Source organism: Serratia sp. C2(1) (assembly GCF_036352655.1).
GTDB classification, from domain to species: Bacteria; Pseudomonadota; Gammaproteobacteria; order Enterobacterales; family Enterobacteriaceae; genus Serratia; species Serratia inhibens.
Genome location: NZ_JAZFBA010000001.1, coordinates 157635 through 170100, shown reverse-complemented (window position 1 = coordinate 170100; position 12466 = coordinate 157635). Strand labels below are relative to the sequence as shown.

At 55.6% G+C, this 12466-nt stretch carries 7 protein-coding genes and 2 pseudogenes; 3 read left to right on the top strand and 6 right to left on the bottom strand.

Annotated features, from left to right (window positions below; translation table 11 throughout):
- Positions 1-62: 62 nt before the first annotated feature.
- The gene (locus V2S86_RS00820; RefSeq protein WP_330763127.1) at positions 63-1502 is read right to left on the bottom strand and encodes an MFS transporter; all 1440 of its coding nucleotides are present in this window, start codon (positions 1500-1502) and stop codon (positions 63-65) included.
- A 496-nt stretch (positions 1503-1998) separates the two neighbouring features.
- On the opposite strand from V2S86_RS00820, the pseudogene V2S86_RS00815 reads away from it, so the two are divergent.
- Positions 1999-2133, top strand: a pseudogene (locus tag V2S86_RS00815) (xylose isomerase); the annotation flags it as partial.
- Here V2S86_RS00815 and V2S86_RS00810 read toward each other — a convergent pair.
- The 3 genes and pseudogenes from V2S86_RS00810 to guaB all read right to left on the bottom strand — a co-directional run.
- Positions 2099-2278 (bottom strand): annotated as a pseudogene (locus V2S86_RS00810) (IS481 family transposase); the annotation flags it as partial. The pseudogenes V2S86_RS00815 and V2S86_RS00810 overlap by 35 nt on opposite strands.
- Before the next feature lie 242 nt (positions 2279-2520).
- A complete protein-coding gene (guaA, locus tag V2S86_RS00805) occupies positions 2521-4098 on the bottom strand; it encodes a glutamine-hydrolyzing GMP synthase (protein ID WP_062868280.1) in 1578 nt (525 codons plus the stop codon).
- A 177-nt stretch (positions 4099-4275) separates the two neighbouring features.
- The gene (gene guaB, locus V2S86_RS00800; RefSeq protein WP_004952045.1) at positions 4276-5739 is read right to left on the bottom strand and encodes an IMP dehydrogenase; all 1464 of its coding nucleotides are present in this window, start codon (positions 5737-5739) and stop codon (positions 4276-4278) included.
- A 170-nt stretch (positions 5740-5909) separates the two neighbouring features.
- On the opposite strand from guaB, the gene xseA reads away from it, so the two are divergent.
- Positions 5910-7295, top strand: a complete 1386-nt coding sequence (gene xseA, locus V2S86_RS00795) for an exodeoxyribonuclease VII large subunit (protein WP_330760825.1) — start codon at positions 5910-5912, stop codon at positions 7293-7295.
- Positions 7296-7313: 18 nt separating this feature from the next.
- On the opposite strand, the gene V2S86_RS00790 is transcribed toward xseA, so the two are convergent.
- Complete coding sequence (locus V2S86_RS00790; protein WP_330760824.1) at positions 7314-9680, bottom strand: glycoside hydrolase family 31 protein; 2367 nt, start codon at positions 9678-9680, stop codon at positions 7314-7316.
- A gap of 11 nt (positions 9681-9691) precedes the next feature.
- Positions 9692-10999, bottom strand: coding sequence for an MFS transporter (locus V2S86_RS00785; RefSeq protein ID WP_330760823.1), 1308 nt, complete (start codon positions 10997-10999; stop codon positions 9692-9694).
- Positions 11000-11364: 365 nt separating this feature from the next.
- Between V2S86_RS00785 and V2S86_RS00780 the strand changes: the two genes are divergently transcribed.
- A complete protein-coding gene (locus tag V2S86_RS00780) occupies positions 11365-12447 on the top strand; it encodes a LacI family DNA-binding transcriptional regulator (RefSeq protein ID WP_330760822.1) in 1083 nt (360 codons plus the stop codon).
- Positions 12448-12466: the final 19 nt, after the last annotated feature.

The window sequence follows — 12466 nt, the reverse complement described above, 5'->3', positions numbered from 1 at the left end:
ATTATTTACCTTTTTTAAATAAGTTTCCGCATTAACTAAGGGTTCTAATTAAATCAGTTAAACTATGTACGTATCTCATCAAGCCTACGGTTGATATCTGTAATGTTTTTATCTGATATGGGATATAATTGAATGACGATCATCGACACAAAGGCTAAAACTATTGGGATCCAAATCGCTGTCATATTTATTCCAGCGATAGCATTTTCATTTTGATGTATACCTGTTTCATTAAAGCCATAAACAGCCAGCAGCCAAAGTGGAACAGCACCGCCGATAGTAAAACCAATCTTGAAAAAAAGCCCCATAATAGCATTAATGATTGCGGCATTTCGCTTACCTGATTTTAACTCACCATAAGCAATAACTTCAGGGACAAGTGCCCACATGAAGCCGGTAGCCGAAGTTAAGCCCCATTGTTTTATGAATGTTGCGATGTAAGCAAGCCAGAGCGCATCATGCATTCCATCGAGAGACCAAATGTAAGTCAAAAATTCACCGATAATAAACATGCCAAGAAAAAGATGAAAAAAACCTTTTTTACCAAAAATTTTCTTGAGTCTTGGCCAAAAAATTGGAAATACAATACCTGGAATTGAGGCTACAAGACCAACAGCCCCCATCCATTCTGAATGGCCGACAACAAACTGATTGAAAAATCCATTAACAGTGTTCATGAAAAACATGAATGTAAAGGCCAACATGAAAAAAATCCCGAGAACGACAAGCGGTCGATTATTTTTGAGCTCAAGGAATAAATCTGTCGTTTTTACATTGGCAGATTGTTCTGCTGTGGCTACAACACGTTCCTTTGTTAATTTATAACAGAGTAAAAGTGCAACAAACCCTATTATCATATAAACTGAGTAAACGCCAAACCAGGCATAACTAGCTGATGGATCGGTATAATTCCCCAGGTTTAACTCAAGTCCAAAAAATCCTGTATCCTTGAGGCTTCGATCTTTTGGGGCGGCCATTTGTACAAACATTGGAAATAGGGTATAGACAAGAAGATTGGCACTATTGGCCAGCATCATTCGCGTACTTGTAAGTTTATCAATAGATTCAGGATCTCTTGTTAATGAAGCATTAAGAGAACCATAAGGAATATTCACAACTGAATAAACCAAATCCAATGCAAGATAAACAACAAATGCAAAAGGAATTGAACCTATGACTTCGGGAATTGGTGCAAAAAGTAGAGCGGAAAGAATAACGAGTGGAATTCCTGCTCTTAAAAGCCAAGGGCGATACTTTCCGGCTTTTGAACTCCGTTTATCAACAAAAGTGCCAACAATGGGATCCCAAAAAACATTGATAATTCTGACAAAAAGAAATATAAACCCTGCAGCTGCTGTGCTTATTGTATTTACAGTCAACATGTGGAGAGCAAGAAAGCCGCCTATGGTACCAAAAACAAGGTTTTGGGCAAAGTCACCCATGCCATAACCAATGCGTTCTCCACGAGTTAGTTTATGATACTCATCATGCCGACTATGCATTATGTTTCCACTCATTTTAATCACATCTCCTACCTCTTTTGTGAATGCGGAATACTTTCTGACACAGATTACCGCAGGGGATCTATTACGTTTTTATATTTATTAATTATGTTTTTTTATTTCCGTGACCATTGTGACAAAGGTCTTATATAGTTAGCATATCCAAAGTGTTGATTGGAAACTCCTTAGCAATATCTGCAGTAGCTGAGCCCCCTAAAAAAGCGGTATTTTTTAATCTCTTGTCATCTTCCCCTGAAAAGCGAACGCTCCGCATGGATATTAACGCGTTAAATACATGACCGTATTTTTTGAGATATGGTTCACATTTGAGCATTCTCTTAATCACAGAGTGAAATAACGTAATTGAGCAACCGGCCGGGAAAATACAGGATGATACTGCATTTTTTATTTTCCGCTTCCAGGATTACGGAGTTCATTATGCAAGCTTATTTCTATCAACTTGACCAGGTACGTTTGAGACAGCCAACCATGCTGGTATTCTTCCCACCATGAAATTGCCAGCGCAATTGCTCTGAGTATCTTCGGCCCCGTTGATGCCAACCGTGGCGAGCCGCAACAGGTTTGGGATACAGACCGATTCCCGAACAGCGTAGAAGAAATCGCCCTGATTTCATGTGATCGATGTCATTTCTCACCAGGTAAAGCGGGTAATCATGCTGCTCCACGTTGCCATAGAACACAGTGCCTCTGTCAGTCAGTATTCTCAGCTTTGGCAGGCCATGAGACGCATAAAATGGCAGCACAGGGTCATTCAGTTGTGTAGTGCCACTACACCGGAACCTTTCCACTCTCGACAATGTTATCGGTTAATGCACGTAAGTCTTGGTGAGTAATTCCAGTTAATTTTGCTCCTCCCAAAAATTCCATTGAATAAAACCGTGCTTCCCGTTGCTAACATCTGCCAGAAAATGCCAATCACAAAAACAAAAAAACCCGCAATTACGCGGGTTTAGTTATTTTTAGTGCCTGTCAGTGCCAGCTTAAGCCGGCAGCCAAATTATTCCCACTCAATGGTAGCCGGTGGCTTGCCGCTGATGTCATAAACTACGCGGGAAATGCCGTCCACTTCGTTGATGATGCGGTTGGAGACGCGGCCGAGGAAATCGTACGGCAGGTGCGCCCAATGCGCGGTCATAAAGTCGATGGTTTCCACTGCGCGCAGTGAAACAACCCAGTCGTATTTACGGCCGTCGCCCATCACGCCGACCGAACGCACCGGCAGGAATACGGTGAACGCCTGGCTGACCTTGTTGTACAGGTCGGCTTTGTGCAGCTCTTCGATGAAGATGGCATCGGCACGGCGCAGCAGGTCGCAGTACTCTTTCTTCACTTCGCCCAGCACGCGCACGCCCAGACCTGGCCCCGGGAATGGGTGGCGGTACAGCATGTCGTACGGCAGGCCCAGCTCCAGGCCGATTTTGCGCACTTCGTCTTTGAACAGCTCTTTCAGCGGCTCGACCAGGCCCAGCTTCATCTCTTTCGGCAGGCCGCCCACGTTGTGGTGCGACTTGATCACGTGCGCTTTGCCGGTGGCGGAAGCGGCGGACTCGATCACGTCCGGATAGATGGTGCCTTGCGCCAGCCATTTCACTTCGTCTTGCTTGCAGGCTTCTTCGTCGAACACTTCAACGAATACGCGGCCGATGATCTTGCGCTTGGCTTCCGGTTCGTCAACGCCGGCCAGCGCGCTCAGGAAGCGCTCTTCCGCCGCGACGTGCACGATGTTCAGGCCGAAGTGGTCGCCGAACATCTCCAGCACCTGGTCGGCTTCGTTCAGGCGCAGCAGGCCGTTGTCGACAAACACGCAGGTCAGGCGTTTGCCGATGGCGCGGTGCAGCAGCATGGCGGTAACGGAAGAATCCACGCCGCCGGACAGGCCGAGGATCACGTGATCTTCGCCCACTTGTTCGCGGATACGCTCAACCGCATCTTCGATGATGGTCGCAGGCGTCCACAGGGCTTCACACTGGCAGATGTCCAATACGAAACGCTCCAGCATGCGCTGGCCCTGACGGGTGTGGGTCACTTCCGGGTGGAACTGCACGCCGTAGAAGCGTTTTTCTTCGTTGGCCATAATGGCGAACGGACAGGTATCGGTGCTGGCGACGGTCACGAAGTCGGAAGGGATGGCGGTCACTTTGTCGCCGTGGCTCATCCACACGTCCAGCAGCGGTTTGCCGGCGGAGCTGAGAGCGTCTTCGATGCCGCGAACCAGCGCGCTGTCGGTGGTCACTTCCACCTGCGCATAGCCGAACTCACGCTCGTTGGAACCCTGCACATGGCCGCCCAGCTGCATCGCCATGGTCTGCATGCCGTAGCATACGCCCAGTACCGGCACACCGGCGGTGAACACGTATTCTGGCGCACGCGGGCTGTTATGTTCGGTGGTGCTCTCCGGCCCGCCGGAAAGGATGATGCCGCTTGGATTGAATTCGCGGATTTGCTCTTCGCTAACGTCCCAGGCCCACAGCTCGCAGTAAACGCCGATTTCGCGCACGCGGCGTGCTACCAGTTGAGTGTATTGCGAACCAAAATCCAGAATAAGGATGCGATGCTTATGGATATTATTTGTCATGTGAGGCGAATTCCAGCAACAAAATAAAAGGAAAAATCAAATCGTCAGGGACGATTTCAGTCGGCGAGGCCAGGCAGTTGGTTGTCGCCCGCAGCACAGCATGCGCAGTTGACATGTCGTCAATGAGCAATGCGAGCAGCGGACGGCGAACAAATGCGCCGGCCGCAGCCCCTGAAATCAGCCCATGCGGTAGTTCGGTGACTCTTTGGTGATGGTCACGTCATGCACGTGGCTTTCCTGAATGCCGGCGCCGCTGATGCGCACAAATTCAGCCTTGGTGCGCAGATCGTCGATGGTGGCGCAGCCGGTCAGGCCCATGCAAGAGCGCAGACCGCCCATTTGCTGGTGCACGATCGCTTTCAGCATGCCTTTGTAAGCCACGCGGCCTTCGATACCTTCCGGCACCAGTTTGTCGGCGGCGTTATCGGTTTGGAAGTAACGGTCGGAAGAGCCTTTGGACATGGCGCCCAGCGAGCCCATACCGCGGTAGGATTTGAACGAACGGCCCTGATACAGCTCGATTTCGCCCGGCGATTCTTCGGTGCCCGCCAGCATGGAGCCGACCATCACGCAGGATGCGCCAGCCGCGATGGCTTTGGCGATGTCGCCGGAGAAGCGGATGCCGCCGTCGGCGATAACCGGGATGCCGGTGCCTTCCAGCGCTTCAACCGCGTCGGCGATAGCGGTGATCTGCGGTACGCCCACGCCGGTCACGATGCGGGTGGTACAGATGGAGCCAGGGCCGATCCCCACTTTCACCGCGCTCACGCCGGCGTCGGCCAGCGCTTTGGCGCCGGAGGCCGTAGCGACGTTGCCGCCAACGATCTGCAGATCCGGGTATTTGGCGCGGGTTTCGCGAATGCGCTGCAATACGCCTTCGGAGTGGCCGTGAGAGGAGTCGATCAGGAGTACGTCAACGCCCGCAGCGACCAGCGCGTCAACGCGCTCTTCGTTGCCGGCACCGGCGCCAACCGCAGCGCCAACACGCAGGCGGCCATGCTCGTCCTTACAGGCGTTTGGCTTGCGCTCCGCCTTCTGGAAGTCTTTTACGGTGATCATGCCCAGCAGATGGAAGTTGTCGTCCACCACCAGCGCTTTCTCAACGCGTTTTTCGTGCATTCTTTGCAGCACGACTTCACGCGCTTCACCCTCTTTCACCGTGACCAGGCGCTCTTTCGGCGTCATCACGGCGGTAACCGGCTGGTTCAGATCGGTCACGAAGCGCACGTCACGGCCAGTGATGATACCGACCAGTTCATTCTCTTCGGTCACTACCGGGTAGCCGGCAAAGCCGTTACGCGCGGTCAGTTCTTTCACTTCTTTCAGCGTGGTGGAGGGGGTCACGGCTTGCGGGTCGGTAACTACGCCGCTTTCATGTTTTTTCACGCGGCGGACTTCTTCAGCCTGACGCTCGATGGACATGTTTTTGTGAATGAAGCCCAGGCCGCCTTCCTGCGCCAGCGCAATGGCCAGGCCGGCTTCGGTTACGGTATCCATGGCTGCGGACAGCATAGGGATATTCAGGCGGATAGTTTTGGTCAGTTGGGTGCCGAGCTCAGCGGTATTAGGCAGAACCGTAGAGTGAGCTGGAACCAGGAGAACGTCGTCAAACGTTAGTGCTTCTTTCGCGATACGTAGCATGGGCAATATCTCACCAGAGTGGGCTGTGAAAAAGATAAAATATTGCCGCGGCATTATACAGAGCGTAATCGGTTGCCTCCAGCACTTTCTCACAAAAACTCTTGATTACCTTTTTCAGCCCTGTAGTATCGACCAATTAAGTGGTTGTTTTGGAATTTGATCTGGGTCACATGTCGCTACCTGTTTCGCCGTCTATTTTTACCGTAAGCCGCCTGAATCAGACGGTTCGACAGCTGCTGGAAATGGAAATGGGCCAGATTTGGCTCTCCGCCGAGATCTCCAACTTCTCTCAACCCGCTTCCGGCCACTGGTATTTCACGCTGAAAGACGACCGCGCGCAGGTGCGCTGCGCGATGTTCCGCAACAGCAACCGCCGCACCACCTTCCGCCCGCAAAACGGCCAGCAAGTGTTGGTTCGCGCCAGCATCACGCTGTATGAACCGCGCGGCGACTATCAGCTGATTGCCGAAAGCATGCAACCCGCCGGCGACGGCCTGCTGCAACAGCAATTCGAGCAACTGAAACAGCGCCTGAGCGCCGAAGGCCTGTTCGACCAACAGTTCAAACAACCGCTGCCCAACCCGGCCAAACGCGTCGGGGTGATCACCTCCGCCAGCGGCGCGGCGCTGCACGATGTGCTGCAAGTGCTGCAACGGCGCGATCCTTCGCTGCCTATCGTTATCTACCCGACCTCGGTGCAGGGCGCGGAAGCGCCATTGCAGATCGTGCGCGCCATCGAAACGGCCAACCGCCGTGACGAATGCGACGTGCTGATCGTCGGCCGTGGCGGCGGCTCGCTGGAAGACCTGTGGAGTTTTAACGACGAACGCGTAGCGCGGGCGATATTCGCCAGCCGCATCCCGATCGTCAGCGCCGTCGGCCATGAAACCGACGTCACCATTGCCGACTTTGTCGCCGATCTGCGTGCGCCAACCCCTTCCGCCGCCGCCGAGCTGGTCAGCCGCAATCAGCTAGAGCTGCTGCGTCAGTTGCAATCCCAGCAGCAGCGGATGGAAATGGCGATGGATTACTATCTGGCCCAGCGTCAGCAGCAGTTCACCCGCATCAACCACCGCTTGCAACAGCAGCATCCGCACCTGCGCCTGGCGCGCCAGCAGACGCTGTTGTTCAAGCTGCAACGCCGGTTGGAAGACGGCATGCAAAACCAGCTGCGCCTGTCTTCACGCCGCAGCGATCGGGCGCAACAGCGTTTGGCGCAGGTACAGCCGCAGGCGCGCATTCACCGTTATCAGCAACGCGTGCAGCAACAGGAATACCGTTTGCAGCAGGCGCTGGAGCGCCGTCTCAACGCTTACCGCCAGCGTTTCGGCGTGGCCTGCAGCCAGCTCGAAGCGGTCAGCCCGTTGGCGACGCTGGCGCGCGGCTACAGCGTGACGCAAACCCCGCGCGGCGAAGTGCTGAAAACCACCAAACAGGCCCAGGTCGGCGAACTGCTGAAAACCCGCCTGCAGGATGGCTGGGTGGAAAGCGAAGTGAAAAACGTCATCGTCGCCAAGAAGCCGCGCAAAAAGCGCGCGGCTGACTCGGCCGAATAGCTGTTTCCGTTATTTCCGTTATTTCAGCGTAAAACTCTCGCCCGGCTCACCGTTGATCCACAGTTCCCGCGTTTCTCCGGCAGGCAGGCTGACCGTCAGCGTCCGCCATGCCGGTTTGAACTGCCCTTCGGTGGTGACGTTCAGCATGACGCGCCGATTATCGCTGTGCATCTCCCAGCGCAGCCACAGCGCGTTGCCCTGCTGCCAGCCATAACTTTCCCCATCGTCTTCGAACAACAGCCCAGAAGCGCTGCCACAGCCTTTAAACGGGTACAGGTGCAACTCGCGCCGATCGTCGGCGGCAACGTCGACGTGCGCCAAGCGCGATGACAGCGGCAACGCCGCCCCGGCGCGTACCAACAGCGGCAAACGCTCCAGCGGCGCATCCAGCACCACCGTCTGGCCACCGCTGAACCACTGGCCGCTGTGGAAACAGTACCAGCCTTCGCCGTTATCCGGCAGATAGACCGAACGCGCACGCTGCCCCTGCTCCACCACGCTGGCCACCAGCAAATCGCGGCCAATCATAAAATCATCGGTTTCTTTCAGGGTGCGTTCGTCATGCTCGTGATCGAGGAAGGTCGGGCGCAGCATCGGCTCGTCGTCGGCGCTGGCCTGCCACAGCAGGGTGTAGAAATAGGGCATCAGTCGATAGCGCAGGTTGATCGCCTCGCGGACGGCCGGCGTGGCGGCCGGATACATCCACGGCTCGTTAACCGTCGCGTCGTCGTTCCAGGAGTGAATGGTGAAACGCGGGTGCATCACGCCGTTTTGCACCCAGCGTACCAGCAGTTCGGCGTCCGGTTTGTCGCCGGAAAAACCGCCGACGTCGTGCCCCAGGTTATATAACCCGGACAGGCTCATGCCCAAGCCCATGCGGATGTTGTAGCGCAGGGTTTGCCAGTTGGTGCGGTTGTCGCCGCTCCAGGTCTGCACGTAACGCTGCATGCCGGCACAGCCGGAACGGGAGATCAGATATGGCCGCAGGTCGGGCGCAAAGCGCTGCTGGGCTTCCATCGACGCGCGCATCATCAGCAACGGCATCACCGGGCGGATATGCTTGATGGCGATAGGTGTGCCAAAACCCTGGCAGCGCGCTTCCGCATCCCACACTTCGTATTCGTTGTTGTCGTTCCAGGTTGAATCTATGCCCATCTCCAGCAGTTGTTGAGTGACGCCCTGCTGCCACCAACGCACCGTCGCCGGATTGGTGAAATCGAGGTGCGAGCCTTCGTCGTCCCAAAAGCTGGAACGCTCCGGCTGGTCGCTTTCCGAATCGCGGATAAACAGCCCCTGCTCCGCCGCCTGCCGATACTGCGGGTGATCCTGCAACAGGCAGGGTTTGATGTTGGCCGCCAGCTTCAACCCGGCGGCGTGGAACGCCTGGCTCAGTAGCTTCGGCTGCGGCACCTTGTCGTAATTCCAGTTGAACACGTAGCGCTTGTTGCCGATCGAGGTGTAACCCGAAGACAGCTGGAACGAATCGCAGGGAATATCGTGCTGCTTGCACAAGGCAATGAACTGCTGCAACTGCTGCTGGGCGTCCGGCGCGTCGGTGTAATGCATGGTCGAACCGCTGTACCCGAGGCTCCATTTCGGCCCGAAGTGGGTCTTGCCGGTGAGGCGCACAAAGGCTTTGGTCACGTCCAGCACCTGCGGCCCCAGGAACAGGTAATAATCGAGATCCCCCGCCTCGGCCTGATAACGGCGGTAGGCCAGATGGTAGTTGTCGATCTCGTTGCCCAAATCCAGCCAACAGCTGCTCAGGTTGTCGTAAAACAGCCCGAAACTGGCCTCTGCGCCGCGAGTGATGGTAAAGGGCACATGTTTGTACAGCGGATCGGTGCTGGCGGCGTTGTAGCCCATCGCATCCAGATTGCGCATTTCAAAGCGGCGGCCGCTGCGCTCCAGATCGCCGGCCTTCTCGCCCAGGCCATAATAGCGTTCGCCGGTAAAGCGGCGCTGGTAGTGCGCCACGCCGTCACCCTGCGGATTGAGCAGGTAGGCGCTGGTTGGCCGATCGGCCGCCAGCGGCCGCCATTCACCGGCGGCGCTACGGTGCTCCCACTCCAGCCACAGCGGCTGATGCACAGTAACGCGCAGCGCGGCACTGGTCACCACCAGCCGATCCTCATGCTGTTGCAGTTGATAACCCGGCAGGCCAAAACCGGCGACGCTCAGGCGATCGCGCCCTTCCCAGGGCACGTCAGCCTGCGGCGCAATGCTCCAGGTGCGGTCCAGCGCCAGCTCGCCGTTGCGCTTGATCAGCACGCGGAACAGGTTGTCTTCCAGCACGTACAGGCAGAACAGATGACGCTCGTCGACCAACAGTTCAACGCGATCGGCATATTCGCCTGCCAGCGTCCATTTTTTTAACGTTTTCATAGGCATCCAACTTAACTATTCAGTGTTTTTTTACCGCCGCGCTCGGCGATCAAGGCAATCAGGAACAGGGCGCCGATCAGATCGAAGAAGCCCATGGCGATAAACAGCGGATTGAAGCCGACGGTGTCGGAAACCGCACCGATCAGCAACGTAAACAGGAAGCTGGCGATCCAGGCACTGGAGCCGCGCATGCCGTTGACCGTCGCCATCTGGTTTTTATCGAACGACTCCACCACCAGCGCGCTGAGCATGCAGGAGATCACCTGGTGGCCGAAACCACCGATCGAGATCAACGCGATCGCCACATAGGGATCTTTGGTGATCGCGACAAACGCCAGCGAAACCATCATGAAGGCGCCGGTGACCGAGCTGGCGACCACCGAGTTGACGCGGCTGCAGCCGAACCATTTGCGGTACAGGGTGGTGAGATAACCGCTGGCGACGCTGCCGATATCCGCCGCCAAAAACGGCAGCCAGGCAAACATGGCGATGTGCTTTAAATCCATGCCGCGCTCGGTGGCCAGGTACAGCGGCACCCAGAAGCTGAACACCGCCCAGGCCGGTTCGGCGAGAAAGGCCGGGATGGCGATGCCGTAGAACTTTTTGTTTTTACACAAGATCGCCAATGATTTTAAAAACGGCAGCCTCGGCAATACCGGTTCGTTATCCTGGCGGATCAGATCCAGCTCTTGTTGGCTCAGGTTCGGGTGCTTTGAAGGTTCGTGGTAGAACAGCCACCACAGCACCACCCAGATCAACCCCAGCGCACCGGAGAACAAAAAGGCGCCCTGCCAGCCAAAAGAGATGTGGGCGATGACGATGATCGGCGGAGCCAGCATGGCGCCGATAGAAAAACCTACGCCCGCCCAGCCGGCGGCAATCGGCCGTTCCTTTTTCGGGAACCAGTCGGAGATCGCCTTGGCGTTGCCCGGCGTGGCCGCCGCTTCCGCCCCGCCCATAAAGAAGCGCAGAATAGCCAGCTGCACCCAGGTGCCCGCTCCAGCATGCAGCATGCACACCACCGCCCAGATGCTGGCGCAGACCAAAAAGCCCATCTTCAGGCCGATAACATCGATCAGCCAGCCGCAGATCGGCTGAAATACCGTGTAGGCCAGCTGGAACGACGCCACCACCCAGGAATATTGCTCGGTGGTCATGTTCAGGCTGGTTTTCAGTTCTGGCGCCAGGATACCCAGCGAGTTACGGGTAATGTAGTTGACCGTAACGCCGAGCAGAAACAGCGCCAGCATCCACCAACGCAGCGATTTAAACTTGCGCCGACTGCTGTGCGCGACCGTCTGATTAATTTCAACACTCATCTGTCTTCTCTCCACGGCGGCTGCCCGGTGAAACAGCTCGCTTTTTGGTAGGGCACGTTTTGGTATCGAAGGTATGGGTTGCTAAAATTTGCGATGGCGATCACGAAAAACCACTCATCACGCTCACAACCACATGATTTATTTTCATTTTATTTATAATTCAGCCGGTAAATTGGACTGATAAGTCTATAAAATTGGTGTACCAATGCAGACTAGCCAGCCGTGAGCGTGAGCGAAACGTGGTTTTTTGCAAAAATTTTCATATACAGCCTAAAAGCTCGCCATAATGGCGACCCAAGCCAGACAGTACGCTGAAAAAACGCGGTGAAAATATTTTCACCAGCAAATTTGAAGGAGATCACAGAATGAACGGAAAGCTGAAAATACAGGAAATCGCCCGCCAAACAGGGCTGTCGATCAGCACCGTTTCACGCGTACTCGCGGGCAAGTCCAACACCAGCGCCGAGGCGCGTCACAGAGTATTGGCCTGCGCCCAGCAGAACGGTATCTTGCAAGGCCTGTCCAACGGCCGGCTGATGCTGAACAACGTCATGGTGTTTGCCCCGCAACGCGCCTTCGACGTGCGCACCGACATCTTTTATCACAAGGTGATCCAGGGGATCACCGCCGCGCTGGCGGAGCATGAGGTGCGTATCCGCTATTGCGGACTTGAAGAGCAGCACAGCGACGGCGCGCTGTTCCTGGAAAAAATGAGCGATCCGCAGACCGAGGCGGCGCTGATTATCGGCATCGACGACGAGCACATTCACCAGCTGGCCGCCGATCTGCACAAGCCCTGCGTGCTGATCAACTGTACCGATCGCCAGATGCGGCTGGACAGCGTCTCCCCCGATCATCAGTTGATCGGCGAGTTCTCCGCCAATTATCTGATCCAACAGGGCCACAGCCATATTCTGAACCTGCAATGCCTGCGCCGACACACCATGGAGCTGCGGCTGGCGGGCATCAGACAGGCCTATGCGCAGCACAACATCGTCTTTGACGAAGGCCGCCACCTGGTCACGACCTCCGGCTTTGGCAGCGAAGAAGCCGAGCAGGCGCTGACCACCTTTATCAATCAGGTCAGCCAGCGCTCGCAGCTGCCGACAGCTATTCTCGCCGGGGGCGACTATATGGCGGTCGGTGCGGTCAAGGCATTGAACAAACTGGGGTTAAACGTACCGGCAGATATCTCGGTCATGAGCACCGACGGTTTTAACCTGGCGGAAATTCACGATGTGCCGCTCACCTCGGTACATGTGCCGCGAGACGAGCTGGGGCATGAGGCGATCCAACTGTTGCAACGCCGAATGCTGCGCGCCGATGCGCCGCCGTGCAACCTGCTGCTGCACGGGAAACTGGCGGTACGCGCCTCGGTCAAGCGCATCAGCCCGCACAAGACCAGCCCGGCGGTCAGCACCCACGATCATCGTCTTTACGATGTCTGAACTACACTTAGTGGTGGAA